Annotated in this window: 18 protein-coding genes, 1 tRNA gene and 3 pseudogenes; 13 read left to right on the top strand and 9 right to left on the bottom strand. The window is 72.9% G+C overall.

Annotation, left to right across the window (positions count from 1 at the left end):
- Nucleotides 1-138: 138 nt before the first annotated feature.
- The 3 genes from PUR71_RS18265 to PUR71_RS18255 all read left to right on the top strand — a co-directional run bounded on the left by PUR71_RS18265 (nucleotide 139) and on the right by PUR71_RS18255 (nucleotide 5,599).
- A complete protein-coding gene (locus PUR71_RS18265) occupies nucleotides 139-3,114 on the top strand; it encodes a UPF0182 family membrane protein (protein ID WP_329928069.1) in 2,976 nt (991 codons plus the stop codon).
- A 79-nt stretch (nucleotides 3,115-3,193) separates the two neighbouring features.
- Nucleotides 3,194-3,267 (top strand) — tRNA-Met (locus PUR71_RS18260).
- A 358-nt stretch (nucleotides 3,268-3,625) separates the two neighbouring features.
- Nucleotides 3,626-5,599 carry a tetratricopeptide repeat protein gene (locus PUR71_RS18255; protein WP_329928068.1) on the top strand — a complete coding sequence of 658 codons (1,974 nt, stop codon included), beginning with the start codon at nucleotides 3,626-3,628 and terminating at the stop codon, nucleotides 5,597-5,599.
- 55 nt (nucleotides 5,600-5,654) lie between these two features.
- On the opposite strand, the gene PUR71_RS18250 is transcribed toward PUR71_RS18255, so the two are convergent.
- On the bottom strand, nucleotides 5,655-6,098 hold the full coding sequence (locus PUR71_RS18250) for a Fur family transcriptional regulator (protein ID WP_329928067.1): 444 nt from the start codon (nucleotides 6,096-6,098) through the stop codon (nucleotides 5,655-5,657).
- Between the two features lie 105 nt (nucleotides 6,099-6,203).
- Between PUR71_RS18250 and PUR71_RS18245 the strand changes: the two genes are divergently transcribed.
- On the top strand, nucleotides 6,204-7,679 hold the full coding sequence (locus tag PUR71_RS18245; protein ID WP_329928066.1) for a catalase: 1,476 nt from the start codon (nucleotides 6,204-6,206) through the stop codon (nucleotides 7,677-7,679).
- Between the two features lie 90 nt (nucleotides 7,680-7,769).
- Here PUR71_RS18245 and hisN read toward each other — a convergent pair whose 3' ends face one another.
- The 5 genes from hisN to PUR71_RS18220 all read right to left on the bottom strand — a co-directional run bounded on the left by hisN (nucleotide 7,770) and on the right by PUR71_RS18220 (nucleotide 12,336).
- Nucleotides 7,770-8,567, bottom strand: coding sequence for a histidinol-phosphatase (gene hisN, locus PUR71_RS18240; RefSeq protein WP_329928065.1), 798 nt, complete (start codon nucleotides 8,565-8,567; stop codon nucleotides 7,770-7,772).
- A 73-nt stretch (nucleotides 8,568-8,640) separates the two neighbouring features.
- Nucleotides 8,641-8,964, bottom strand: a complete 324-nt coding sequence (locus tag PUR71_RS18235; RefSeq protein WP_329928064.1) for a DMT family transporter — start codon at nucleotides 8,962-8,964, stop codon at nucleotides 8,641-8,643.
- A 138-nt stretch (nucleotides 8,965-9,102) separates the two neighbouring features.
- Nucleotides 9,103-10,158 (bottom strand): ribosome small subunit-dependent GTPase A, encoded by a 1,056-nt coding sequence (gene rsgA / locus PUR71_RS18230; RefSeq protein WP_329928063.1) that lies wholly within the window; start codon nucleotides 10,156-10,158, stop codon nucleotides 9,103-9,105.
- Nucleotides 10,159-10,173: 15 nt separating this feature from the next.
- Nucleotides 10,174-11,505 carry a 3-phosphoshikimate 1-carboxyvinyltransferase gene (aroA, locus tag PUR71_RS18225; RefSeq protein WP_329928062.1) on the bottom strand — a complete coding sequence of 444 codons (1,332 nt, stop codon included), beginning with the start codon at nucleotides 11,503-11,505 and terminating at the stop codon, nucleotides 10,174-10,176.
- A gap of 96 nt (nucleotides 11,506-11,601) precedes the next feature.
- Nucleotides 11,602-12,336, bottom strand: a complete 735-nt coding sequence (locus PUR71_RS18220) for a M50 family metallopeptidase (RefSeq protein ID WP_329928061.1) — start codon at nucleotides 12,334-12,336, stop codon at nucleotides 11,602-11,604.
- A gap of 151 nt (nucleotides 12,337-12,487) precedes the next feature.
- Here PUR71_RS18220 and PUR71_RS18215 point away from each other — a divergent pair, with 151 nt between their 5' ends.
- The 8 genes and pseudogenes from PUR71_RS18215 to def form a co-directional block, all read left to right on the top strand.
- Nucleotides 12,488-13,240 carry an SOS response-associated peptidase gene (locus PUR71_RS18215; RefSeq protein WP_329928060.1) on the top strand — a complete coding sequence of 251 codons (753 nt, stop codon included), beginning with the start codon at nucleotides 12,488-12,490 and terminating at the stop codon, nucleotides 13,238-13,240.
- Between the two features lie 41 nt (nucleotides 13,241-13,281).
- Nucleotides 13,282-13,920 carry an alpha/beta hydrolase family protein gene (locus PUR71_RS18210; RefSeq protein ID WP_329928059.1) on the top strand — a complete coding sequence of 213 codons (639 nt, stop codon included), beginning with the start codon at nucleotides 13,282-13,284 and terminating at the stop codon, nucleotides 13,918-13,920.
- 322 nt (nucleotides 13,921-14,242) lie between these two features.
- Entirely contained in the window at nucleotides 14,243-14,986 is a 744-nt protein-coding gene (locus PUR71_RS18205) for a sigma-70 family RNA polymerase sigma factor (RefSeq protein ID WP_329928158.1), read from the top strand.
- Nucleotides 14,983-15,276: pseudogene (rsrA, locus tag PUR71_RS18200) on the top strand (mycothiol system anti-sigma-R factor); the annotation flags it as partial. The gene PUR71_RS18205 and the pseudogene rsrA, both read left to right, overlap by 4 nt.
- A 434-nt stretch (nucleotides 15,277-15,710) precedes the next feature.
- Nucleotides 15,711-17,150 (top strand): HD-GYP domain-containing protein, encoded by a 1,440-nt coding sequence (locus PUR71_RS18195; RefSeq protein ID WP_329928057.1) that lies wholly within the window; start codon nucleotides 15,711-15,713, stop codon nucleotides 17,148-17,150.
- On the top strand, nucleotides 17,147-18,502 hold the full coding sequence (locus PUR71_RS18190; RefSeq protein WP_329928056.1) for an HD-GYP domain-containing protein: 1,356 nt from the start codon (nucleotides 17,147-17,149) through the stop codon (nucleotides 18,500-18,502). Before PUR71_RS18195 ends, PUR71_RS18190 begins: the two co-directional genes overlap by 4 nt.
- Nucleotides 18,503-18,801: 299 nt before the next feature.
- The gene (locus PUR71_RS18185; protein ID WP_329928055.1) at nucleotides 18,802-19,794 is read left to right on the top strand and encodes a tetratricopeptide repeat protein; all 993 of its coding nucleotides are present in this window, start codon (nucleotides 18,802-18,804) and stop codon (nucleotides 19,792-19,794) included.
- 141 nt (nucleotides 19,795-19,935) lie between these two features.
- Nucleotides 19,936-20,475 (top strand): annotated as a pseudogene (gene def / locus PUR71_RS18180) (peptide deformylase); the annotation flags it as partial.
- A 67-nt stretch (nucleotides 20,476-20,542) separates the two neighbouring features.
- Here def and PUR71_RS18175 read toward each other — a convergent pair.
- On the bottom strand, nucleotides 20,543-21,604 hold the full coding sequence (locus PUR71_RS18175; protein WP_329928054.1) for a ferritin-like domain-containing protein: 1,062 nt from the start codon (nucleotides 21,602-21,604) through the stop codon (nucleotides 20,543-20,545).
- A gap of 192 nt (nucleotides 21,605-21,796) precedes the next feature.
- Here PUR71_RS18175 and PUR71_RS18170 point away from each other — a divergent pair.
- Nucleotides 21,797-21,955 (top strand): annotated as a pseudogene (locus PUR71_RS18170) (DUF397 domain-containing protein); the annotation flags it as partial.
- A 62-nt stretch (nucleotides 21,956-22,017) separates the two neighbouring features.
- On the opposite strand, the gene PUR71_RS18165 reads toward PUR71_RS18170, so the two are convergent.
- Together PUR71_RS18165 and PUR71_RS18160 are read right to left on the bottom strand one after the other, a co-directional pair.
- Nucleotides 22,018-23,037 carry a ribonucleotide-diphosphate reductase subunit beta gene (locus PUR71_RS18165; RefSeq protein ID WP_329928052.1) on the bottom strand — a complete coding sequence of 340 codons (1,020 nt, stop codon included), beginning with the start codon at nucleotides 23,035-23,037 and terminating at the stop codon, nucleotides 22,018-22,020.
- Nucleotides 23,037-25,466 carry a ribonucleoside-diphosphate reductase subunit alpha gene (locus tag PUR71_RS18160; RefSeq protein ID WP_443077473.1) on the bottom strand — a complete coding sequence of 810 codons (2,430 nt, stop codon included), beginning with the start codon at nucleotides 25,464-25,466 and terminating at the stop codon, nucleotides 23,037-23,039. Before PUR71_RS18160 ends, PUR71_RS18165 begins: the two co-directional genes overlap by 1 nt.
- Nucleotides 25,467-25,512 lie beyond the last annotated feature (46 nt).

The raw sequence follows: 25,512 nt of genomic DNA, 5'->3' as shown, positions 1-25,512 counted from the left end.
CGGGCGGTGCGGGTGGTGTGGAGGAGGGGCGTCGTAACCGTCTGCTAACGGTGGGAACTCGGTCGGCGCCTGGTTAAGTTGCTCTGAAGACCGACCGACTCCAGACGACACAGCTGAGGTGCCACCGTGGTATTCCAGATGCCGGAACGCTCAGGGCCGGGTTTCCGGCGCAGGGTAGGCCCGCCCTCCCGGCGGGCGCGGGTGGCCCTGCTGACCCTGGGCGTGCTCGCGGTGCTGTTCCTGCTGTTCGTCATGTTCGCGGGCTTCTGGACGGACTGGCTGTGGTTCAGGTCGGTCCACTACTCGTCGGTGTTCACGACCCAGCTGTGGACGAAGGTCGGCCTGTTCGCGGTGTTCGGGCTGCTGATGGCGCTGATCGTCGGCTTCAACGTGTGGCTGGCGCACCGGCTGCGCCCGCCGCTGTCGGCGATGTCGGTGGAGCAGCAGAGCTTGGACCGCTACCGGGCGGGGCTGGCGCCGTTCAAGCGCTGGGTGCTGATCGGCGTGTCGCTGGTGATCGGCCTCGTGGCGGGCGCGGCGGCGTCGGGGCAGTGGCGCACGTGGCTGATGTGGACGAACGCGACGTCCTTCGGGGAGAAGGACGCGCAGTTCGGCATGGACGTGTCGTTCTACGCCTTCGACCTGCCGTTCTACGAGTTCGTGCTGGGCTTCGCGTTCAGCGCGGTGATCGTGTCGCTGCTGACGTCGGTGCTGGTGCACTACCTGTACGGCGGGCTGCGGCTGCAGGGGCCCGGCCGGCGGGCGAGTGCGGGGGCGCAGGGGCACCTGGCGGTGCTGCTGGGCGTGTTCGTGCTGCTGAAGGCGGTGGCGTACTGGCTGGACCGGTACGCGCTGGCGGTCAAGACCGGCTCGTACAAGGGTGTTTCGGGCTGGACGGGCCTGCGGTACGTGGACGCGAACGCGTTCCTGCCGGCGAAGACGATCCTGTTCTTCGTGGCGATCATCTGCGCGGTGCTGTTCTTCCTGACGCCGGTGCGGCGCACGTGGGCGCCGGCGCTGATCGGCCTGGGCCTGATGGTGCTGTCGGCGGTGCTGATCGGCGGGGTGTACCCGGCGATCGTGCAGCAGTTCCAGGTCAAGCCGAACGAGCAGGCCAAGGAGACGCCGTACATCCAGAAGAACATCGACGCGACGCGCCGGGCGTACGGGATCGCCGACGCGCAGACGACGCAGTACACCCCGCAGGGGTCGACGACGGCGGACGCGCTGAAGCCGGACGCGCAGACGATCGCCGACATCCGCCTGCTGGACCCGAACATCGTGTCGCCGACGTTCCAGTCGATCGAGCAGCAGCGCAACTACTACGCCTTCCCGAACACGCTGGACGTGGACCGCTACGGCGCGGGCACGGACAAGCAGGACACGGTGATCGGCCTGCGTGAGCTGGACCTGAACGGCGTGCAGCGCAACTGGATCAACGACCACTTCAAGTACACGCACGGCTACGGCGCGGTGGTCGCCAAGGGCAACCAGGTCAACGACAAGGGCCAGCCGGTGTTCACCGAGTCGGGCCTGCCGGCGACCGGGGCGCTCGGGGACTACGAGCAGCGGATCTACTACGGCGAGAAGACGACGACGTACTCGATCGTCGGCGGTTCGAACCAGGAGATCGACTACACGACCGAGACCGGTGAGAACAAGCAGTACCAGTACACCGCCGGTGGCGGCGTCTCGCTGGACAACCCGCTCACCCGGGCCGCGTACGCGGTGCGCTTCGCCGAGCCGCAGATCCTGTACGCGGGGGCGATCACCGACGGCGCGAAGGTGATCTACAACCGGACACCGAAGGAGCGGGTGGAGAAGGTCGCCCCGTGGCTGTCGATCGACGCCGACCCGTACCCGGTGGTGCAGGACGGCCGGGTGGTGTGGGTGCTGGACGGCTACACGACGTCCAACGGCTACCCGTTCGCGTCGAAGACGACGCTGGGCACGGCGACGAAGGACTCGCTGACCAACCAGCGCGGCGAGCTGCTGACGGTGGCCAACCAGGTCAACTACATCCGCAACTCGGTCAAGGCCACGGTCGACGCCTACACCGGCGAGGTGAAGCTCTACCAGTGGGACGACAACGACCCGGTGCTGAAGACGTGGATGAAGGCGTTCCCCGGCACGGTCGAGCCGAAGGCGGACATCCCGGCGACGCTGCTGCCGCACCTGCGCTACCCGCAGGACATGTTCAAGGTGCAGCGCGACCTCCTCGGCCAGTACCACGTGACGGACGCCAACTCGTTCTTCAACGGCAGTGACATCTGGCAGGTCCCGGTGGACCCGACGAGCGACACCAAGCAGGTGCAGCCGCCGTACTACCTGACGCTGCGCATGCCGGACCCGCAGGTCACGTCGGCGAGCTTCTCGCTGACGACGACGTTCGTGCCCAACGGCCGGGACAACCTGGCGGCGTTCATGGCGGTCGACGCCGATCCGGGCCCGGACTACGGCAAGATCCGGATCCTCAAGGTGCCGGGCGACAGCAAGACGCTCGGCCCGAACCTGGTGCAGTCGCAGTTCAACTCCCGCCAGGAGGTGGCGCAGCAGATCACGCTGCTGAAGAGCGGCGGCGACTCGGACCTGGAGTACGGGAACCTGCTGACGCTGCCGGTGGGCGGGGGGCTGCTCAACGTCGAGCCGGTGTACGTGCGCGGGCGCGGTGCCAAGTACCCGACGCTGCAGAAGGTCCTCGCGGTGTACGGGAACGACAACGTGGCGTTCGAGAACACGCTGGAGGAGGCGCTGCGCAAGGTGTTCGCGGGGGCCGCCGCGGGGACGACGCCGACGGCGCCGAGCACCCCGGGCACGCCCGCGACCCCGGGGACCCCGACGAACCCGGGCACGCCGACGAGCCCGACGACGCCGCAGCCGGGCGGGACGATCTCGCCGGAGTTGCAGAAGGCGCTGTCGGACGCGGAGAAGGCGTACAACGACAGCCAGTCGGCGTTCAAGAACGGTGACTGGGTGGCGTACGGCAACGCGCAGAAGGCGCTGGGCGACGCGCTGAAGGCCGCGGACGCGGCCCGCTCCGGCGCTCCGGCGCCGGCCGCCCCGAGCGGCGGCCCGTCCGCGACCGCCGGCGGGTCGCCGAGCCCGAAGCCCTGAGCCGCCCGGCCCGCAGCCGCTGAGCTGCGGCAACCGATTTCGGTTCCGCCCCGCGTCCGTGCTACTGTTGAGTCACCGACGCGGGGTGGAGCAGCTCGGTAGCTCGCTGGGCTCATAACCCAGAGGTCGCAGGTTCAAATCCTGTCCCCGCTACTCAGTAGTGACAGAGGCCCGGAGGATTCGTCCTCCGGGCCTCTGGCGTTTCCGCCCGGAAGCGGCGGGAACCGCTCCGGTACTATCGACCGTCGCCAACGATGACGGCACCGGGTTTGTGGGGTTGAAGTGTCGGGAAATCGACAAAGCGTCGAAGCAATTTCGTCGGCTTCGGGGCAGCCCCGCCCGAATTCGGCCGGGGCAGGTGTACGCGGGTTGCGGGTGGTGCGACGATGGGACACATGGGGGACGGTGCACGGCTGCTGACCAGCCGTCGGGTCCGGTGCTTCCCCTGGAGGACCCCCCGGCCGGTGGCTGGGCGAGGATGCCGCGACACTCTGGGGGAGCGGGAGTCCGGATGAGGCTGATCGGCAAGAACGGGCCCGGTGCCAGGTCCGCGGCCGCCACCGAGGCGGACACCGACGCCTGGGCACAGAGCCCCGAGAGCCGCCCCGGCGCCCTGCCCGCCCAGCGCACCGGCGGCCTCGCCGAGCGCCGCGCGGCCGGCTCCGGCCCCGACAGCCTCGTTCACGTGCCCGCCCGTCAGTTCGCCTCCGCCGTCGGGCCGTACGGCGAGTGCGCGGACGGCTCCGGCGGCGCCCAGGGCGGCGCCCTCGACCCGGAGGGCCTGGACACCACCAGCTTCGAGACCGCGCTGGCCGCCCGCGAGCAGGCCGCGCTGGAGGCCCGGCACCGCCGCGCCGCCGAGGAGGGCGACCCGGACGCCGCCTCCCGGCTCGGCACGCTGCTGCTGCGCCGCGGCGAACTGGAGGACGCCGAGCCGTACCTGCGCGCCGCCGCCGCGGCCGGGGTGCGCGCCGCCTCCAACAACCTGGGCGTCCTGCTGCACCAGCAGGGCCACCGCGCCGAGGCCGCCCAGTGGTGGCGCCAGGCCGCCGTCGCCGGCAGCGCCCCCGCCGCGCACGCGCTCGGGCTCCAGCTGCGCGACCAGGGCGAGGAGGAGGCCGCCGAGTACTGGCTGCACTTCGCCGCCGACCACGGACACCCGCTCGGCGCCTACGCGCTCGGCGACCTGATGGAGCACCGGCGCGACGTCCGCGCCGAGCGCTGGTTCAAGGTGTCCGCCGACGCCGGCCACCGCGAGGCCGCCTACCGGCTGGCCCGGATGCGCGAGGCCGCCGGCGACAAGGACACCGCCGAGACCTGGTACCGCACCGCCGCCGCTCGCAGCCACGCCCGGGCGGCGCTGCGCCTCGGCGTGCTGCTGGAGGAGCGCGCCGGGTCCGACCAGGCGCTGCTGGACGAGGCCGCCCGCTGGTACCGGCAGTCCGCGCAGAACGGCGAGCCGCGGGCCGCGTGCGCGCTCGGCTTCCTGCTGCGTGACTCCGGGGACGTCGCGACCGCCGCCGAGTGGTGGCGGGAGGCCGCGGAGGCCGGGGACGGCAACGCCGCCAACGCGCTCGGCGCGCTGCACGCGAGCCGCGGCGAGGCCAAGGAGGCCGAGCACTGGTACCGCACCGCCCTGGACGCGGGCGACCACAACGGCGCCTTCAACCTCGGGTTGCTGTGCGCGGGCACCGGTCGCGAGCAGCAGGCCGAGCAGTGGTACCGCCGGGCCGCGTACGCCGGGCACCGGGAGGCCTGCAACGCGCTGGCCGTGGTGCTGCTCCAGCGCGGTGACGAGTCCGGCGCCGAGCCCTGGTTCTCCAAGGCGGCGGAGGCGGGCAGCGTCGACGGCGCGTTCAACCTCGGCGTGCTGCACGCCGGGCGCGGCGAGCACCAGCAGGCGCAGGAGTGGTACGCGCGGGCCGCGGCCGAGGGGCACGGCGAGGCGGCGCTGCAGCTCGCGGTTGCCCAGGAGCAGCGCGGCAACCTGGCGGGCGCGCTGGAGCGCTACCGGCAGGCGGCGGCGGGCGGTTCGGCCGAGGGGGCGTTCCGCCTGGCGTCGGTGCTGGACCGGCGGGGCGACGCGGACGCGGACGCCGAGCACTGGTACGCGGTGGCGGCGGACGCCGGGCACCGCCGGGCGCAGGTGCGCATGGGCGTGCGGGCGGCCGACCGCGGCGCGCTGGAGATCGCCGAGAGCTGGTACCGGCGGGCGGCGGAGGCCGGGAGCCGCAGCGCGGCGTTCAACCTGGGGCTGCTGCTGGCCCGGCAGGACAGCGAGGCCGAGGCGATGCTCTGGTACACCCGCGCGGCGGACGCCGGGCACGGGCGGGCGGCGCTGCGCCTGGCGCTGCTGGCGCTGCGGCGGGGGGAGCCGGTGCAGGCGGAGAACTGGTGCCGCCGGGCGGCCGACTACGGGCCGGCCGAGGTGGCGGAGCGGGCGGGGCGCCTGCTCGGGGCGCTGCACGCGGAGCTGAGCGCGTGACAGGGCCGCGTGCGGTGCGCCGGCGCGGTGCGTCGCAGGGGCGGACGGGCGTGGCCTAGCGGCTCGGCGCGCCCGTACGGTCCGGCGCGCCCGTACAGTCCGGACACAGCCCGCGGTAGGTGATCTCGGCGCCGGACAGGACGAACCCGAAGCGCTCGGTGGCGGGCAGGGCGGCGAGAAGGTCGCCGTGGGGGTGGACGTCGCGGATCGCGCCGCAGCCCGAGCAGACCAGGTGCTGGTGGGCGTGGCGGGCGTTGGGGTCGTAGCGCTTGGCGCGGCCGTCGGTGGCGACCTCCCGGACCTCGCCGAGGGCGACGAGTTCGCCGAGCGTGTTGTAGACGGTCGCGCGGCTGATCTCGGGCAGGAGCCGCGCAGCGCGGGCGTGCACCTCCTCGGCGGTGAGGTGCACGTGTTCGCCGTCGAGGACCTCGGCCACGACCCGGCGCTGCGAGGTCAGGCGCCACCCACGTCCGCGAAGTCGTTCCAGCAGGTCGCTCATGCGCACCAGAGTAGGTCACGCTCTGAGATTGGTGCCAGTGTTGACTTAGACAAAGTCCAAGTTAGGATCGAGTCCTCACGACCGGATCACGCGGAGGCTTCTCTCATGACGACCCAGGACGAGCTGCGCCCCACCCTCACCACGGAGGCGGGCGCCCCCGTCGCCGACAACCAGAACACCGAGACGGCGGGTGTCGGCGGCCCGGCGCTCATCCAGGACCAGCTGCTGTTCGAGAAGCTCGCGCACTTCAACCGCGAGCGCATCCCGGAGCGCGTGGTGCACGCCCGCGGCGCCGCGGCCTACGGCACCTTCACGGTGACGGCCGACGTGACGCCCTACACCAGGGCCGGCTTCCTCTCTGAGATCGGCAAGCAGACCGAGGTCTTCCTGCGCTTCTCCACCGTGGCGGGCAACCTCGGCTCCGCCGACGCGGTGCGCGACCCGCGCGGCTTCGCGCTGAAGTTCTACACCGAGGAGGGCAACTACGACCTCGTCGGCAACAACACCCCCGTGTTCTTCATCAAGGACGCGATCAAGTTCCCCGACTTCATCCACACCCAGAAGCGCGACCCGTACACCGGCTCGCAGGAGGCGGACAACGTCTGGGACTTCTGGGGCCTGTCGCCCGAGTCGACCCACCAGGTGACCTGGCTGTTCGGCGACCGGGGCATCCCGGCCTCCTACCGCCACCTCAACGGTTACGGCTCGCACACCTACCAGTGGCAGAACGAGGCCGGCGAGCACTTCTGGGTCAAGTACCACTTCAAGACCGACCAGGGCATCCGCAACCTCACCCAGGACGAGGCCAACCGCCTCGCCGGCGAGGACCCGGACAGCCACCAGCGCGACCTGCGCGAGGCCATCGAGCGCGGCGAGTTCCCGACCTGGACCGTCCAGGTCCAGATCATGCCGGCGGCCGACGCGGCGAACTACCGCTTCAACCCCTTCGACCTGACCAAGGTGTGGCCGCACGCGGACTACCCGCCGGTCGAGATCGGCACGCTGGAGCTCAACCGCAACCCCGACAACGTCTTCGCCGAGGTCGAGCAGTCGATCTTCTCCCCGGCGCACTTCGTGCCCGGCATCGGCCCCTCCCCCGACAAGATGCTCCAGGGCCGCCTGTTCGCCTACGCGGACGCCCACCGCTACCGCGTCGGCATCAACGCCGACCACCTGCCGGTGAACCGCCCGCACGCCACCGTGGCGCGCACCAACAGCCGCGACGGCCACCTGTACGACGGCCGCCACGGCCGCCAGAAGAACTACGAGCCGAACAGCTTCGGCGGCCCGGTCGAGACCGGCCGCCCGCTGTGGGCCCCGACCGCCGTCACCGGCACGACCGGCGACCACGCGGCGCCCTCGCACGTCGAGGACGACGACTTCGTGCAGGCCGGCACCCTCTACCGCCTGTACTCCGAGGAGGAGAAGCAGCGCCTGATCGCGAACCTGGCCGGCTTCATCGCCAAGGTCTCGCAGGACCGCGAGGACATCGTGGAGCGGGCCATCGACAACTTCCGCAAGGCCGACGCCGACTACGGGCAGCGGCTGGAGACGGCCGTCCGGGAGCTGCGCAAGAAGTAGGCGCGCGGCCTCCCGGCCGGAGACAGACGGCGGGCCCCCGACCAGCTCCCACCGGTCGGGGGCCCGCGACCGTGTCCGAACGGCGGGGCGTCAGACGCTCAGGCGCCGCAGCGTCTCGTCGTGCAGCAGGCCGTTGCTGGCGACGGCGTCCGCGCCGCCCGGGCCGGGGACGCCGTCCAGGCCGGTGAAGCGCCCGCCGGCCTCCTCGACGATGATGCAGTTGGCGGCCATGTCCCACAGCGACAGCTCGGGCTCGGCGGCGATGTCCACGGCCCCCTCGGCGACCATCATGTAGGACCAGAAGTCGCCGTAGGCGCGGGTGCGCCAGCAGGCCCGGGTGAGGTCGAGGAACGGGTCGAGGCGCCCGCGCTCCTCCCAGCCGGACAGCGAGGAGTAGGAGAAGGAGGCGTCCTCGATGCGCGAGACGCCGGAGACGTGGATCCGGGAGGCCTTGGCGAGGCTGCGGCCCGCGTAGGCGCCGAGGTCCTTGGCGGCCCACCAGCGGCGGCCGATCGCGGGGGCCGAGACGATGCCGACCACCGGGCGCTCGACGCCGTCCGGGCCGTCCTCCAGCAGGGCGATCAGGGTGGCCCAGACCGGCACACCGCGGATGTAGTTCTTGGTGCCGTCGATCGGGTCGATCACCCAGCGGCGCGGGCCGGAGCCCTGCAGGCCGAACTCCTCGCCGAGGACGGCGTCGCGCGGGCGGGCGCGCTGCAGGACGCCGCGCACCAGTTCCTCGGCGGCCTTGTCGGCGTCACTGACGGGGGTGAGGTCGGGCTTGGTCTCGACCGCGAGGTCGAGCGCGCGGAAGCGCTCCAGGGTGACCGAGTCGGCCGAGTCGGCGAGGACGTGGGCGAGTCGGAGGTCGTCGTGGTAGTCGGCCATGTCCGAAACCCTAGCGAGCCCGCCCGGATCGGCACAGCCGGGCTCACGGAGTGGGCGCGATTGGCCCGGACGGTCAGTGCGTGGTGCCGCTGAGCTGCAGGCCGACGACCCCGGCGATCACCAGGGAGATCGAGACGAGTTTGAGCACCGAGGTCGTCTCGTCCAGGAAGACCATGCCGTAGACGGCGGTCCCGGCCGCGCCGATGCCGGTCCACACCGCGTAGGCCGGGCCGATCGGCAGGCTCTTGAGCGAGAGGGTCAGCAGGCCGAAGCTGCCGAGGGCGAACACGCAGAAGCTGATGGTGGGCCAGAGCCTGGTGAATCCCTCACTGAGCTTGAGGTTGATCGCGAAGCCGGTCTCCAGCAGGCCGGCCAGGATCACCAGGGCCCATGCCATCGCGTGCCCTTCCTGTCGATCGGCGGGACGGACCGCGCTGTGGCCCGACTTTCCTATGATCGCCAGGGCGGCGCGGTCCGACACCTCGAACGGGCCACCGGCCCGCCGGAGAGGCGCAGGCGGCGGGGCCGGGCCGGGTCAGTCGTCCTCGCGGGCCTCCTTGCTGGCCAGCAGGCGGCGCAGCGAGTAGAGCCGGGCGGCCTCGGCGTGGCCGTCGGCGACCCAGGCGTCCAGCGCGCAGTCGGGCTCGTCGTGGCCGCACGCGCGGGGGCAGTCGGCGGTGCCGGGCTCCAGGTCGGGGAAGGCGTGGATGACCCGGGACGGGTCGATGTGGGAGAGGCCGAAGGAGCGGAAGCCCGGGGTGTCGATCACCCAGCCCGAGTTCAGCGCCTTCTTGGAGCCGGCCTTGGCGCCCGGCGGCGGGGGCAGCCGCAGCGCGAGGGCGGAGACGGTGGTGTGCCGGCCGCGGCCGGTGACGGCGTTCACCTGGCCCGTCTGCCGCTGGCGGTCCGGGACGAGGGCGTTGACCAGGGTGGTCTTGCCGACGCCGGAGTGGCCGATGAACACGGTGGAGCGGCCGCGCAGGTGCTCGCGCACGGCCTCGGCGCCCGCGCTCTCCAGTTCGTCCCGGCGGGTGACGACGTAGTCGATGCCGAGCGGGGCGTAGGACTCCAGCAGCGGCCCGGCCGGCGCGAGGTCGGCCTTGGTGAGCACGAGCAGGGGCTCCAAGCCCGCGTCGTAGGCGGCCACCAGGCAGCGGTCGATCAGCCGGGGCCTGGGCTCGGGGTCGGCCAGGGCGGTGACGATGGCGAGCTGTTCGGCGTTGGCGACGACGATCCGCTCGTACGGGTCGTCGTCGTCCGCGGTGCGCCGCAGCACGGAGGTGCGCTCCTCGACCCGGACGATGCGGGCGAGGGTGTCGGCGTCCCCGGAGAGGTCGCCGACGACGTTGACGACGTCGCCGACGACGACGCCCTTGCGGCCCAGTTCGCGGGCCTTCATGGCGAGGACCTGGCGTTCCTGCTTGGTCCCCGGGTCGATCAGACAGGTGAGCCGGCCGCGGTCGACGGTCAGCACCATCGCCTCGGCGGCGTCCTCGTGCTTGGGCCGGATCCGGGTCCGCGGCCGGGAGCCCCGGCGGGCGGGGCGGTTGCGGATGTCGTCCTCGTCGGCGTCCTTGCCGTAGCGGCGCATGGCTTCAGTCTCCGCTCAGGCGTCCGCCGCCGCTTCGCCCAGCAGGTCCGTCCACATGTTCGGGAAGTCGGGCAGGGTCTTGGCGGTGGTGGCCACGTTCTCCACCCGGACGCCGGGCACGGCCAGGCCGATGACGGCGGCGGCGGTGGCCAGGCGGTGGTCCTCGTAGGTGTGGAAGACGCCGCCGCGCAGCGGGCGGGGGCGGATGCGCAGGCCGTCCTCGGTCTCGGTGACGTCGCCGCCGAGGTCGTTGATCTCCTTGGCGAGCGCGGCGAGCCGGTCGGTCTCGTGCAGGCGCAGGTGGGCGATGCCGTAGAGGTGGGACTCGGAGTCGGCGAGCGCGGCGACGGCGGCGATCACCGGGGTGAGTTCGCCGACGTCGTGCAGGTCGGCCTCGATGCCGTGGATCCGGCCGGTGCCGGTGAACTGCAGGCCCTCGTCGGTGAACTCGCAGGCTCCGCCCATGCGGGAGTAGATCTCGCGCAGCTGGTCGCCGGGCTGGCTGGTGTGCCTGGGCCAGTCGCGGACGGTGACCCGGCCGCCGGTGACGAGGGCGGCGGCGAAGAACGGCGCGGCGTTGGACAGGTCGGGCTCGACGACCAGGTCGCGGCCGATCAGCGCGCCGGGGGTGACCCGCCAGACGTCCTTCTCACCGCCGTCCTCGGGGGCGTCGACCTGGGCGCCGGCCAGGCGCAGCATCTCGACCGTCATCCGGATGTGCGGCAGCGACGGGACGGGGCCGCCGACGTGCCGGACCTCGACGCCGTGGTTGTAGCGGGCGCCGGACAGGAGCAGGGCGGAGACGAACTGGGAGGACGAGGAGGCGTCGAGCTCGACCGGGCCGCCGTCGAGGGCGCCGGTGCCGTGCACGGTGAGCGGGAAGGCGCCGCGGCCCTCGTCGTCGATGCGGGCGCCGAGGGCGCGCAGGGCGTTGATCACGCCGTGCTGGGGGCGCTCGTAGCTGCGCGGGTCTCCGTCGAAGTGGACGGGGCCGTCGGCGAGGACGGCGAGCGGCGGCAGGAAGCGCATGACGGTGCCGGCGTTGCCGACGTCGATGGACGCCGGGCCGAGCAGGGCGGGGGCGGGGATGACGCGCCAGGCCTCGCCGCCGCCGGTGCCGCCGGAGTCGTTGTTGACCTTCTCCTCGATGCCGACGCCGAGGGCGCGCAGACCGTCGGCCATCAGCTGGGAGTCGCGGCTGCGCAGCGGGCGGCGGACCCAGCCGGGCTCGTCGGCCAGTGCCGCCAGCACCAGGGCCCGGTTGGTGACCGACTTGGAGCCGGGGATGGTGACGGTGGCGTCAACGGGGGTGGTCGCGACGGGGGCGGGCCACAGGGTCTCGGTCATGGGGGCCAGTTTAGGGGCCGTACCGCAACGGCCCCCGCTGCGGCCGGATGGCGGACGGCGGTGGCGCTCCACGGGCGGGCGCCGAGGCGGGCCGGGTCAGTGCAGCGGCTGGAGCAGCCAGGTCGCGCCGAGGGCGAGCGAGGCGAGGGCGACCAGCAGGAAGACGGTGACCCAGGCGAGGCCCGGGACGTGGGTGAGGCGGGCGAGCTGGTCGGCGTCGGAGTCGCGGGCCCAGCCGGTGCGGCGCTGGTGCTGGAGCTCCAGGACCGGGCGGACGGCGCCGAACAGGAGGAACCAGCAGCCGAGGTAGGCGAACCCGGCCTGGACCTGGGCGCTGCCGAACCAGGAGACGAGGAAGAAGGCGCCGCCGGCGACGAGGACGGTGAACAGGCCGTAGGCGTTGCGGATGCGGATCAGCAGGGCGAGCAATAGCACGATCGCGAGCCACAGCAGCATCGTGATGCGGTCGGCGGCGAGCAGGGCGGCGCAGCCGAGGCCGAGCAGGGCGGGGGCGGTGTAGCCGGCGGCGGCGGTGAGGACCATGCCGGGGCCGGTGGGGCGGCCGTAGGAGAGGGTGAGGCCGGAGGTGTCGGAGTGCAGCCGGATGCCGGCGAGCTTGCGGCCGGTGACGAGGGCGGCGAGGCCGTGGCCGCCCTCGTGGGCGATGGTCACCGCGTTGCGGGTGACGTGCCACAGGGGGCGGGCGAGGACGGCGAGCAGGGCGACCGCGCCGGTGGCGAGGACCAGCCAGCCGGGCGGGGCGGGCTGGGCGCCGGTCACCCGGTCCCACAGGTCGCCGAGGTTCTGTCCGGTCGTCGGGGTGGCGGTCATGGCGTCGTCTCGCCTCCGTTCGCTGTGCTGGGCCGTTCGGAGCAGCCTCCCATGCGGGGACGGGAGCGGGGGAGGCGGTGGTTGCGCACTTCGGGCCGCGGACGGGGAGAGGCGAAGTGGTGGGACCGGGCGGCATGGCAAAGTGGCCCGCATGTGCGGTCGTTTCGCCTCCAGCAGCAAGCCCGAGGACCTCGTCGACCTCTTCGGGGTCGAGTGGTGGGATCCGGAGGAGACCCTCGCGCCGAACTGGAACGTGGCGCCGACGAACAGCGCGTTCGTGGTGCTGGAGCGGATGTCGAAGGAGCGGCCGGACGCGGTGCGCCAGCTGCGGGTGCTGCGCTGGGGCCTGGTGCCGCAGTGGTCGGACTCGGCCGGGACGGCCGTGAAGATGATCAACGCCAGGTCGGACACCGTGCACGAGAAGCCCTCCTACCGGCAGGCGTTCGCCTCGCGGCGGTGCATCCTGCCGGTGGACGGCTACTACGAGTGGCAGACGGTGCCCGGCGAGCGCGGCAAGCCGCGCAAGAAGCCGTTCTTCGTCTCCCGGGTGGACGGCGCCCCGCTGGCGCTGGCCGGGCTGTACGAGTTCTGGCGCAACCGGGCGGTGCCGGCCGGGCACCCGGAGGCGTGGCTGGTGACGTTCACGATCGTGACGACGGACGCGGAGGAACTGCTCGCGCCGATCCACGAGCGGATGCCGCTGTTCCTCGACCCGTCCTCGTTCGACGAGTGGCTGGACCCGGGGCTGAGCGACCCCGACGAGCTGCGCCGGCTGCTGATACCGCCGCCGCCCGGCGCGCTGCGGGCCGTCCCGGTGTCGCCGGCGGTCGGCAGCATCCGCAACAACGGCCCGGAGCTCAAGGAGCCGTGGACCGAGGTCGAGTACGAGACCACGCTGTTCTGACCCCTGATCCCTGATCCCTGACCCCATTTCCGGAGTGTGCTGTGACGACCACCGAGCTGGTGCCCACCGAGGCCGGGGACGCCCGGGTCACCTACCACCGGGCCGCCGCGCCGAAGGCGCTGCTGGCGCTCGGGCACGGCGCGGGCGGCGGGATCGAGGCGCGGGACCTCGTCGCGCTGGCCGCGGCGCTGCCGCCGCGCGGGATCACCGTGGCGCTGGTGGAGCAGCCGTGGCGGGTGGCCGGGAAGAAGCTCGGCCCGGCGCCGCGGACGCTGGACCTCGGCTGGCGGCCGGTGGCGGGGCGGCTGGCCGGGCAGGGGCTGCCGCTGGTGGTCGGCGGGCGCAGCGCCGGGGCGCGCGTGGCGTGCCGCACGGGCGCGGAGAGCGGGGCGGTGGGGGTGGTGGCGCTGGCGTTCCCGCTGCACCCGCCGGGCAAGCCGGAGAAGAGCAGGGCGCAGGAGCTGGTGGAGTCGGGGCTGCCGACGCTGGTGGTGCAGAGCGCCGCGGACCCGTTCGGCGGGCCGGCCGAGTTCCCGGAGCTGCCGCGGGGGCACGCGCTGGTGGAGGTGCCGTACGGCAGCCACGGCTTCGAGGTGCCGAAGCGGGCGCCGGTGGGGCAGGACGAGGTGCTGGAGCTGATCTGCGGGGCGGTCGGGGACTGGGTGCTCGGGCTGCTGTGACCGCGGGACCGGCCGCTGACCTGGGGCGGTCCCGCCCGTCCGGCGCTCGTTGGCCGCTCGCTCATCCGTGGGGGTGAAAGCCTCGCGGGGCCGGGAATGCGGGCGGGGGCCGGGTGGTTGACACCCTCGTCAGCAGATTAACCGGTGAGAGGCAGGGCAGATGGGTTCGATCGCGTGCCCGGAGCGGCCGGAGGAGCGCGAGGCCGCCACGGCGTTCGCTCCCGCCTGGTCCGACTGGATTGTCGCGGGCGAGAAGCCCGTCAGCCCGATATCCTCCATTGCGGGGCGGCCCGCCGTGGGCCGTGCGCGCCATGCCGAGGAGGTGGGTCCGGTCGTCGGGACCGAGCACGAGGCCGAACCCGGCCGTGGCCCGGATGAGGGCCGGCCCGAGGGCGAGGCGCTCACCGGTGAGGAGCTGGCCGAGGCGATCGGTGAGGACACCTTCCGGGTGTCGGCCGAGGAGACCGAGGCGGCCCGGCGGGAGCGCTTCGAGCGCGACGCCCTGGGCTACCTGGATCCGATGTACTCGGCCGCGCTGCGCATGACGCGCAACCCGGCGGACGCGGAGGACCTGCTCCAGGAGGCATTCGCCAAGGCGTACGCCTCGTTCCACCAGTTCCGCGAGGGCACGAACCTCAAGGCCTGGCTGTACCGCATCCTCACCAACACCTTCATCAACTCGTACCGCAAGAAGCAGCGGGAGCCCCAGCGCACCGCCGCCGAGGAGATCGAGGACTGGCAGCTCGCGCGCGCCGAGTCGCACATGTCGACGGGGCTGCGCTCGGCCGAGACCCAGGCCCTGGACCACCTCCCCGACAGCGACGTGAAGGACGCCCTCCAGGCCATCCCGGAGGAGTTCCGGATCGCCGTGTACCTCGCGGACGTCGAAGGCTTTGCGTACAAGGAGATCGCGGACATCATGGGTACTCCCATCGGTACGGTGATGTCCCGGCTGCACCGCGGCCGCCGTCAACTGCGCGGCATGCTGGAGGATTACGCCCGTGAGCGCGGGCTCGTCCCGGCCGGCAGCGGGGCAGGGCAGGAAGCGAAGGGCTCGGGCTCATGAGCTGCGGCGATCCGCACGACACCGAGTGTGGCGAGGTCCTCGACCACCTCTACGAATTCCTCGACAACGAGATGGCCGAGGGCGACTGCGCCAAGCTGCGCGAGCACTTCGAGGAGTGCTCGCCGTGCCTGCGCCAGTACGGCCTGGAGCAGGCGATCAAGGCGCTGATCAAGCGCTCCTGCGGCTGCGACGACACCCCGGCCGACCTGCGCAGCAAGGTGCTGGCCCGGATCGACTCGATCCGCTCCGGGCAGCGCTCGGGCGAGCAGGTCGTGGTGTCCGTCGAGACCACGGTCGAGATCCACGCGGAGACGGCGCGGCCGGTCCCCGAGGTGGGCGCGGGCGCGCCGCAGCCGGGCGTGCGCCCCGGTGCGCCGGTCGAGGCTGGCGCCCAGGCGGAGTAACCGGCCTGGCCCGCCGGCGAGGGCGGGCCGGACGGTCCGGACACGGAGTTCAGCGGCCCCGGGAGCGTGTGCTCCCGGGGCCGCTCCCGTGCTGCCCGCGTGCGCCCCTCACTCGTTCGAGTGAGTTGGCGGTGTGCCAACTGCGGCATTGCGCGATCATGCGTCCCCGCGCCCGACGAGCGGCCTATCCTCCTGACGGGCACTCACCGCCGGTCCGCCCGGCGTGCTGAGCGCGGAGAGCGGGCCAGGACGGCGGGGAGGTCGAGATCGCTAGCGACAGTGGAGGCGCGGCCCTGCCGGAGGGGGCGACGCGGTACCTCGTGGCCGTTCCGGTGGTGGCGCTCTGCTGCCTGCTGCCGCTGCTGCCCACCGTGTCCCCGCCCGGGGTGCCGCGCTGGCTCGGCTCCCCGGTCGACTGGCCCAAGGTCGGACTGCTCGGATTCCTCCACGGCTGCTGGGAGTCGCTCGCCCAGGGCCTGCCCACCCCCTGCCAGCGGCTGGTGCGCCGGCTGCTGCGCCGCCCGCTGCCGGCTGAGCGGGCGCCCGTGCGGCCCGGGGTGAACGCGTTCTTCCCGGTGCTGTTCGCCGGCGTGCTGATGCTCCCGCCGGCCGCCGCCGCGTTCGTCGCGGTGCCGGCGGCCCTGCTCGGCGGCCCGGGCGGGCGCCACTACCGCCAGCGGCAGCTGTGGAACGGCTCCCAGCTCGCCTTGAGCGCCTTCGCCGGCGCGGCCGCCTTCCACCTGCTGCGCGGCCCGCAACTGCTCCTCGGCTCCCGCTTCCCGGCCGCGCTGGTGCCAGGCCTCGCCGCGCTCATCGCGTTCTGCCTGGTCAACGGCGCCCTGGTGGGCATCATGCTGATGCTCAGCGAGGGGAGCCGGGCCGACGTCCTGCTGCGCGGGGCGTGCACGGTGTGCGGGCTGCCGGTGCTGGTCCACGCCGCCGGCGGGCTCATGGTCGCCGTCCTGTGGCAGGGCCCGTACGGCGCGTTCGCGGCGCTGCTCGCGCTGCTGCCGCTGTCGATCTCGGCGTGGGTGTTCGCCCAGGGGCACCGCGAGCGCGACGCCCACCAGGCGACCGTCCAGGCGCTCGTGCAGGCCGTCGAGATCAAGGACGCCTACACCCGCGGGCACAGCGAACGGGTGGGCCGGGCCGCCGTCCTGATCGCCGGTCAGCTCGGGATGGAGGCCGAGCGGCTGCGCACCCTGCGCTTCGCCGCGATCCTGCACGACGTCGGCAAGCTCGGCGTCGCCACCGAGCTGCTCCGCAGAAACGGTCCCCTCAGCGACGCCGAGCGCCGGGCCGTCGAGGTCCACCCGGTGTACGGGTACGAGCTGGTGCGCGGCATCGCCTTCCTCGGCGAGGCGCACGCCGGGATCCTGCACCACCACGAGCGGATGGACGGGCGCGGCTACCCCAGCGGGCTGGCCGGCGAGCAGATCCCCGAGTTCGCCCGGATCATCTCCGTCGCCGACGCCTTCGACTCGATGACCTCCACCCGCTCCTACCGCCGCGGGCGGCCGGTGTCCGAGGCCGTCGCCGAGCTGGAGCGGTGCTCGGGCAGCCAGTTCGACCCGGTGATGGTCCGCGCCCTGATCGGCGCGCTCGCCGTCCACGACTGGCAGCCGGTGCTGCCCGCCCCGACCGGGGAGTGCCTGCGGGCCGTCCCGGACATCCCGCTCGGCGTGCCGGAGCCCGTGCGGGTCGCGCCGGGCCGGGTGCCCGCCCAGGGCGCGAGCGTCCCCTCGGCCGGGCAGCCGTGAGCGGCGGCGGCCGCGCCCGGGACGGCCGGTGGGCGGCGTACGCGGTGCGGGTGGCGGCGGCCGGGCTGCTGGCCGCGGCGCTCGTGGCGGTCGTGGTGCGCGGCGTCGAGCAGCCCCGGGTCGCGCTCGCCTTCACCGGGCTGATCGCGCTCGGCGAGTGCGTCCGGATCACCCTTCCGGGCGATCGCGAGCAGGCGCCCATCGGCGCGGCCGGCGCGCTCGCGTACGCGCTGCTCGGACCGTTGCGCGGGCTGCCGACCGCGCACGGCACGCTGCAGGTCGTCGCCGTCACCGGCGTCGGCCTGCTGCTCGCCTGGCTGCCCGGCCTCGCCCTGCCCCACCCGGGGCGCCCGCACCGTCGCCCGCCCTGGGCCGACCCCGTCCGGCGCGACAGCGCCGCCCGCCGGCTGCTCGGCGTCGGGTTCGCCGCCGCCGTCTTCCAGCCGCTCTACAACAGCGGCCTGGTCGACCACTTCTCGCCCGAGGGCCCCGCCTACGGCGTGTTCCTGACCGCCGTCGCCGCCCTGGCCGCGCTCTGCGACGCCACCCTCGCGGCCCTGCTGCGCCGCGACTGGGCCCGTGCCCGGGGCCAGAAGGCGGGCCCGAGGGCCGGACTGCGGTTCTCGGCCGCGCTGGAGGACGAGCTGCACGCGCTGTTCGGCATCGGCTCGGCGATCGTCGCCACCGGGATGCTGGTCAGCCTGGCGGCCGGCGAGGTCGGGCTGTGGGCGCTGCCGCTGTTCTGCACCCCGCTGCTGCTCGCTCAGGTGTCGTTCCGGCGCGCCGCGGCCGTCCGCGCCACCACCGGGCAGACCATCGCCAGCCTGGCCCGCGCCACCGAGGTGGCCGGCTACACCCCGCACGGGCACGCCAGGCGGGTCGCCGACACGGCCTGCGCGCTCGGCCGCGAGCTGGGGCTCGGCACCCGCGAACTCGCCCTGCTGGAGTACGCGGCGCTGATGCACGACGTCGGCCAGCTGTCGCTGGTCGAGCCGGTGCCCGACGGCGCCACCGCCCTGCTGCCCTGCGTCGAGCAGCAGCGCATCGCCCGCCTCGGCAGCGAGGTGATCAGCCGCACCGGGGTGCCCCGGCAGGTCGCCGAGCAGGTCGCCCGGCTGGCCGACCCCTACCCGGGACCGGCCGGCGGCGACGGCTCGGTGCCGCTCGCGGCCCGCATCATCCGGGTGGCCAACGCCCACGACGACCTGCTGACGGCCGCCCGGGGGCGCGGCGTCGGCGAGGCGGTGGGGCGTCTGGAGGCGATGGAGGTCCTGCGCCTGGGCCGCGGCCGGGTGTACGACGCCAGGGTCGTCGACGCCCTGGCCAGGGTCGGGGGCCAGACCAGGAACTGACCGCCGCCGGGCGGGGGCGGACACCCGGCGCACCCCCGGTCCGGCGGGGCGGCCGCAAGCGGAGTGCGGCCCCGGCGCGGGCTCCGCGCCCCCGGGGGTTGAGGTGCGGCGGCGGGGCGGGCAGGCTGGGTAGGGGCGTCCCCGACCCCGGCGGTGGGGAGCGCGCGCGGGGGCGGGCGTGGTTGGATGCGGTCGTAGCGTGGAACACCGACCCGGGGCACCGGGCCCGCACCCCCGGAAGTCGCGGATGCGGGAGCGGCGGTACGGGACTTGAGCGGACGACGACGGCAGGGACGAACGTGAGGATCTTCCACCGGGCACGGCACCGGCCGTCCGCCACCTGGCGGCAGACGACCGACCGTGCCTTCACGCTGATCGGCGACGGCCGCTACGAGGACGCCGGCGCGCTGCTCGTGATGGCCGCCGACCTGGAGCCGTGGCTGTCCGACTCCTGGTTCAACCTCGCCCTGCTGCACAAGTTCCGCCGGGACTGGGAGCAGGCCCGCTCGGCCGGCCTGCGGGCCGTCGCCCTGCTGGACCGCGAGCAGGGCGCCCCCGACTGGTGGAACCTCGGCATCACCGCGACCGCCCTTCAGGACTGGCCGCTGGCCCGCCGCGCCTGGCAGGCCTACGGGCTGAAGCTGCCCGGTGGCCCGGGCGCGCAGCAGGACGGCCCGGTCGCCCTGGACCTCGGGACGACGCCGGTGCGGCTGTCCCCGGACGGCGAGTCCGAGGTGGTGTGGGGCCGGCGGCTGGACCCGGCCCGCATCGAGGTGCTGTCCATCCCGCTGCCGTCCTCCGGCCGCCGCTGGGGCGAGGTGGTGCTGCACGACGGCGCCCCGCACGGCGAGCGGGTCACGGACGGGATCGCCTACCCGGTGTTCGACGAGATCGAGCTGTGGGCGCCGTCCCCGGTGCCGACCTACGTCGTGCTGCTCCAGGCGGCCACGGCGGGCGACCGGGACGCGCTGGAGCGGATGGTCGCGGACGCGGGCTACGCCGCGGAGGACTGGACGTCCTCGGTGCGGCTGCTGTGCCGGGCCTGCTCCGAGAGCCGGATGGCCTCGGACGACGGCCACACCGCCCACCACGACCCGCACGACGACGGCGACGCGGCGCACCCCGGCCACCTGAGCCACCTCAGCCAGGGCGGCGCGGCCGGGATGTCGTGGCTGGTGGAGCGCGAGTGCGGCATCGCCGCCCCCGCGCACCTGGTGCGCGCGCTGCTGGACCGCTGGGTCGCGGCGGCCCCCGGAACGCGGGCTTACCGGGATCTCGAAGAAGTCTGCTGAGTACCCTGGTGAGGTACGCGTAGACCTATGGAAGCGGAAGACATGGCGGAGCAGCACGACCACGAGCACGAGCACGACGTCGAGGGGACGGCGCCCGAGGCACCCGTGAAGGTGATCGGCGAGGAGCCCGACCTCACCAAGGGCACCGCGCGTCCGATCACCGTGGTCGGCAACCCCGTCCTGCACCGCGAGGTCAAGGACGTGACCGCGTTCGACGGCGAGCTGGCGGCCCTGATCGACGACATGTTCCAGTCGATGTACGCGGCCGAGGGCGTGGGCCTCGCGGCCAACCAGATCGGCGTGGACCTGAAGGTCTTCGTCTACGACTGCCCGGACGACGAGGGCGTGCGCCACATCGGCCACGTGATCAACCCGGTGCTGGAGGAGTACCCGGCCGACCGCAAGCGCGTGCTGGACGACGGCAACGAGGGCTGCCTGTCGGTGCCGACCGCGTACGCCGAGCTGCCGCGGCCCGACTACGCCGCGGTGACCGGCGTCGACAAGGACGGCAACCCGGTCCGCGTCGAGGGCACCGGCTTCTTCGCCCGCTGCCTGCAGCACGAGACGGACCACCTGTACGGCTTCCTCTACATCGACAAGCTGTCCAAGCGGGACCGCAAGGACGCCCTGCGCCAGATGGCCGAGGGCACCGCGCGCTACGCGACCGTGCCGAACGAGTAGACCCCGTTCGGTGGTTGAAGGCCGGTGCGGGCGGTTCCCGCACCGGCCTTCGTGCTTGGGGAAACCGCTACGCCTGGTCGGTGTACAGGTACTCCGGACAGTAGGTGGCGCCGGTGCCGTCGGGCAGCGGGATCGCCAGGATCTCCCGGGCGGCGTTGCGCATGGACCCCATGGAGCCGATCGCCGAGAACAACGGCGTCGTCGACCCGGTCTGCCACGCCTCCTCCAGCTTGCGCAGCATGGTGCTGTAGTGGCCGTTGAAGGTCTGGAGTTTGGCCGCGGTCTGCGCAGTCGGCCGGTTCGCCGGGTCGTTGGCCCAGCCGCCGGCCGGCACCCGGGCGGCCGGGTCGCGGTCGGGCAGCGGGATCGGGTCGCCCTGGAAGTCCCACTTCGGATGGTCGGAGTCGGAGACCTTGACCAGCTTGCGACCGTGGTAGATCTCGCGGAAGCGGTAGTAGTGGGCGAGTTCGTCCGGCTTTCCGGGGAACGGGTTCTCCGGGGAGGCGTCGGTGCCCTCGCCCTGGGCCTTGATGATCGCGATGGCCTGGAGCACGTCGTCGATCGTGGTCATCGGCTCGATGTCGTTGCCCGCGCCGTGCTGCGCGGCCATCTTGAACTCGATCTGCCGCTGCCCGGTGAGCAGATGGGCGTAGGTGGGGAAGACCTCGGCGATCCGTGCGTAGAAGGCGCCGATCGAGGTGTAGGTCTCGGCGTGCGCGATCGGGTGGTCGGGCTTCTCGATCTCCGAGAACAGGAAGGCCGACTCCCGGCTCAACCCGCTGAGGTAGACCTCCAGTTCGGGCCGGACGCCGCCGGGCAGCGGGCCCGGGTACTGCGGGACGGTGGCCGCGCCGGTCACCTTGGGCGTCCCGCCGATGCTGGTGAGCATGTTGCACACCAGCCCGAAGTGGGACATCTCGTCGAAGATGATCTCGCGGATCGCCTTGGCGACCTCCTCCTGGCCGTCCTTGACCGACCAGAGGGCGGCGGCGTAGGGCGGGATCGTCGCCAGCTCCAGGATGATGGCCCGCTGCAGAGCGTCCTTGAGCCACTGCTCGTCGCACTCCTGCGCCGGCACGCGCATGAGGTGGACGATCGCGTCGCTGCGGTAGTCCAGCACCGTGGTCACGGTGAGCCCCTTTCGTTCGGCTGTCGGCCGGACCGTACTCGGAGGCGGGTCGTGTGTATGCGTGTGATACCGGTGTGGCCCGGGAGTTCATCCGGACGGGCGGCACGCGGCCGACCCGCGCCCGCCCGGCGCGAACGCCGGGCGGGGGCGGGCGAGTTCAGCGCCGGCGGGTGGTGATGGTCGGGCGCGCAAAGCAACTGTGGGGAGATCGCGGTCGGCGTGACTGGCGCGGTGCCCGTTCGTGACTCGAAGGACCCGGATGGGCCGGCTCCGCTGTTCGCGGCGGAGGCGTGGTCGTCCTTCCTCACCGGGGTCCACGGTGGGGAGTTCGGGGAGTTTCCAGCCGACTGAGACGACGGTGGTGCCCCGCACGGCCAAGGCCTGTGCGGGGCACCACCGTCGTATCTGACTGCTCAGAACTCGTCGTCGAAGGAGACCGAGCCCTCGACGGCGACCTGGTAGGCGGAGACCCGGCGCTCGAAGAAGTTCGTCAGCTCCTGGACGTTCTGCAGTTCCATGAAGCCGAACGGGTTCGTCGAGCCGTACCGGATCGGCAGGCCGAGGCGGGCCAGGCGCTGGTCGGCGACGGCCTCCAGGTACTGGCGCATCGAGTCGGTGTTCATGCCGGCCAGGCCGTCACCGCACAGGTCCTGGGCGAACTGGAGCTCGGCCGCGACGGCCTCCTCCAGCATCTCGGTGACCTGCTTGGCCATCTCGTCGTCGAAGAGGTCGGGTTCCTCCTCGCGGACGGTGTCGACGACCGACATCGCGAAGTCCATGTGCATGGACTCGTCGCGGAACACCCAGTTGGTGCCGGTCGCGAGGCCGTGCAGGAGGCCGCGCGAGCGGAACCAGTACACGTACGCGAAGGCGCCGTAGAAGAACAGGCCCTCGACGCAGGCCGCGAAGCAGATCAGGTTCAGGAGGAAGGCGCGGCGGTCCTCCTTCGTCTGCAGCGAGTCGATGTGGTCGACCGCGTTCATGTACTTGAAGCAGAACTGGGCCTTCTGGTGGATGGAGGGGATGTTCTCCACCGCGGCGAAGGCCGCGTTGCGGTCCTCGGGGTCGGGCAGGTAGGTGTCGAGCAGCGTCAGGTAGAACTGGACGTGCACGGCCTCCTCGAACAGCTGGCGCGACAGGTACAGGCGCGCCTCCGGGGAGTTGATGTGCTTGTAGAGGCTCAGCACCACGTTGTTCGCGACGATCGAGTCGCCGGTCGCGAAGAAGGCGACCAGGCGGCCGATCAGGTGGCGCTCGCCCTCGCTGAGCTTGGCCAGGTCGGCGACGTCGGAGTGCAGGTCCACCTCCTCCACCGTCCAGGTGTTCTTGATCGCGTCCCGGTACCGGTCGTAGAACGACGGGTAGCGCATCGGGCGCAGCGTCAGCTCGAAGCCGGGGTCGAGCAGCATCTTGCGGTCTTCGGACTGGGGCATTACTGGCAGGCCTCGCAGGACTCGGGGTTCTCCAGGGAGCACGCGAGGGCGGCTTCCTGCTCCGGGGTAAGAGTGGCGACGGGGATCGGCGTGGCAACGGCGGTGCGGGCGGCGCCCGGCGCGGCCTGGGCGATGCGGGTCGCCGGGCGCGAGCGCAGGTAGTAGGTGGTCTTCAGACCGACCTTCCACGCGTACGCGTACATCGAGCTCAGCTTGCCGATGGTCGGCGCGGCCATGAACAGGTTGAGCGACTGGCTCTGGTCGATGTACGGCATGCGGGCCGCGGCCAGGTCGATCAGCGCGCGCTGGGGCAGCTCCCAGGCCGTGCGGTAGAGCGAACGGACCTCGGTGGGCAGCCAGTTGAAGTCCTGGACCGAGCCGTTGGCGTCGCGCAGGGCGTCGCGGGTCTGCTCGTCCCAGACGCCGAGCTCCTTGAGCTCGCGCACCAGGTAGGGGTTGACCTGGAGGAACTCGCCGGAGAGGGTCTCGCGCTTGAACAGGTTGGAGACCTGCGGCTCGATGCACTCGTACACGCCGGCGATCGAGGCGATCGTCGCGGTCGGGGCGATGGCGAGCAGCAGCGAGTTGCGCAGGCCGGTGACGGCGATGCGGGAGCGCAGCGCCTCCCAGCGGGCGGCCCACTGCGGGGTGGCGCTCGGGAAGTGGTCGATGTGCAGCTCGCCGCGGGCGGCGCGGGTCTCGCCGTAGGCCTCGTGGCGGCCCAGCCGCTCGGCCAGGTCGGCGGAGCGCTCGTAGGCGGTGAGCATGATGCGCTCGGCGATGAGCGTGGACAGGCGGGCGGCCTCGGCGGAGTCGAAGTCGATCCGCAGCTGGAAGAAGACGTCCTGCAGGCCCATCACGCCGAGGCCGACCGGGCGCCAGCGGGAGTTGGAGGCACCGGCCTCGGGGGTCGGGTAGAAGTTGATGTCCACCACGCGGTCGAGGAAGGTGACGGCGGTGCGCACGGTGGCGTCCAGCCGCTCCCAGTCCATCGCGGCGAGCAGGTCGTCGGCCGAGGCGCCCGGGGCCACGTGGGCGCCGAGGTTGACCGAGCCGAGGTTGCAGACGGCGGTCTCGGAGTCGTCCGTGACCTCCAGGATCTCGGTGCACAGGTTGGAGGAGTGCACCGTGCGGCCCGGCAGCGCGGTCTGGTTGGCGGCGCGGTTGGAGGCGTCCTTGAAGGTCATCCAGCCGTTGCCGGTCTGCGCGAGGGTGCGCATCATGCGGGCGTAGAGGGTCTGCGCGGGGATGGTGCGCACGGCCTTGCCAGCCTGCTCGGCCTTGCGGTAGGCCTCGTCGAACTCCTCGCCCCACAGGTCGACGAGCTCGGGCACGTCGGCGGGGGAGAACAGCGACCAGTCGGCGTCGGCGTTCACACGGCGCATGAACTCGTCCGGGATCCAGTGCGCCAGGTTCAGGTTGTGGGTGCGGCGCGCCTCCTCACCGGTGTTGTCGCGCAGCTCCAGGAACTCCTCGATGTCCGCGTGCCAGGTCTCCAGGTAGACGCAGGCCGCGCCCTTGCGGCGGCCGCCCTGGTTGACCGCGGCGACCGAGGAGTCGAGGGTGCGCAGGAACGGGACGATGCCGTTGGACTTGCCGTTGGTGCCGCGGATCAGGCTGCCGCGCGAGCGGATGCGCGAGTAGGACAGGCCGATGCCGCCGGCGTGCTTGGACAGCCGGGCGATCTGCGCGTAGCGGTTGTAGATCGAGTCGAGGTTGTCCAGCGGGGAGTCGAGCAGGTAGCAGCTCGACATCTGCGGGTGGCGGGTGCCGGAGTTGAAGAGCGTCGGCGAGGAGGTCAGGTACTCCAGGCGGCTCATCAGGCCGTACAGCTCGGCGACCTCGCGCACCGACTGCTCGCTGTCGCCGACCGCCAGGCCGCAGGCGACGCGGAGCAGGAAGTGCTGCGGGGTCTCGACGACCTTGCGGGTGATCGGGTGGCGCAGCAGGTAGCGGGACTGCACGGTGCGCAGGCCGAAGTACTCGAAGCGGTCGTCGCCCTGGGGGTCGATCAGCTCGTCGAGGGCGGCGGCGTGCTTGGTGACGAAGGCGGCGGTGGTGTCGCCGATGAGGCCCTCGGCGTGGCCGACGGCGACGGAGGCGGCGAAGGAGACGGCGCCCTGGCTGCTGGCCTCGTCGACGATCTCCAGCGCGAGCAGGCGGGCGGCCAGCTTCGAGTACTGGGGGTCCTCGGCGATCATCGACGCGGCGGCGTCCACGGCCAGCCCGCGCAGCTCGGCGAAGTCCGAGCCGGCGTGGCGCCCGCGCAGCGCGGCGGCGGCGACGTGACCGGGGTCCACCTGGGGGAGATCGGCGCTGCGGTCGGTGAGGAGTCGCAGGAGCGCGCCGCCGGGGTCGGAGACCGTGGGGTCGGCGGGGGCGGAGCCGGTGCCCTGGGCGGGCAGGGTAACTGAGGCAGCGATGGTCAAGGCGCTCTCTCCTGGCGGCGATCGGCGGCGGTGATCGGAGTACCGG

The organism is Streptomyces sp. SP17BM10 (genome assembly GCF_036322405.1).
In the GTDB taxonomy this organism is placed as follows: Bacteria; Actinomycetota; Actinomycetes; order Streptomycetales; family Streptomycetaceae; genus Kitasatospora.
Note: the sequence above shows the minus strand (reverse complement) of the source record. Positions and strands in the feature narration are given on the sequence as shown.

Excerpts from the sequence above, each read along its gene's own strand:
- PUR71_RS18265 (WP_329928069.1), top strand. The coding sequence starts at position 139 with ATGCCGGAACGCTCAGGGCCGGGTTTCCGGCGCAGGGTAGGCCCGCCC.
- PUR71_RS18255 (WP_329928068.1), top strand. The coding sequence starts at position 3,626 with ATGAGGCTGATCGGCAAGAACGGGCCCGGTGCCAGGTCCGCGGCCGCC.
- PUR71_RS18250 (WP_329928067.1), bottom strand. The coding sequence starts at position 6,098 with ATGAGCGACCTGCTGGAACGACTTCGCGGACGTGGGTGGCGCCTGACC.
- PUR71_RS18245 (WP_329928066.1), top strand. The coding sequence starts at position 6,204 with ATGACGACCCAGGACGAGCTGCGCCCCACCCTCACCACGGAGGCGGGC.
- hisN (WP_329928065.1), bottom strand. The coding sequence starts at position 8,567 with ATGGCCGACTACCACGACGACCTCCGACTCGCCCACGTCCTCGCCGAC.
- PUR71_RS18235 (WP_329928064.1), bottom strand. The coding sequence starts at position 8,964 with ATGGCATGGGCCCTGGTGATCCTGGCCGGCCTGCTGGAGACCGGCTTC.
- rsgA (WP_329928063.1), bottom strand. The coding sequence starts at position 10,158 with ATGCGCCGCTACGGCAAGGACGCCGACGAGGACGACATCCGCAACCGC.
- aroA (WP_329928062.1), bottom strand. The coding sequence starts at position 11,505 with ATGACCGAGACCCTGTGGCCCGCCCCCGTCGCGACCACCCCCGTTGAC.
- PUR71_RS18220 (WP_329928061.1), bottom strand. The coding sequence starts at position 12,336 with ATGACCGCCACCCCGACGACCGGACAGAACCTCGGCGACCTGTGGGAC.
- PUR71_RS18215 (WP_329928060.1), top strand. The coding sequence starts at position 12,488 with ATGTGCGGTCGTTTCGCCTCCAGCAGCAAGCCCGAGGACCTCGTCGAC.
- PUR71_RS18165 (WP_329928052.1), bottom strand. The coding sequence starts at position 23,037 with ATGCCCCAGTCCGAAGACCGCAAGATGCTGCTCGACCCCGGCTTCGAG.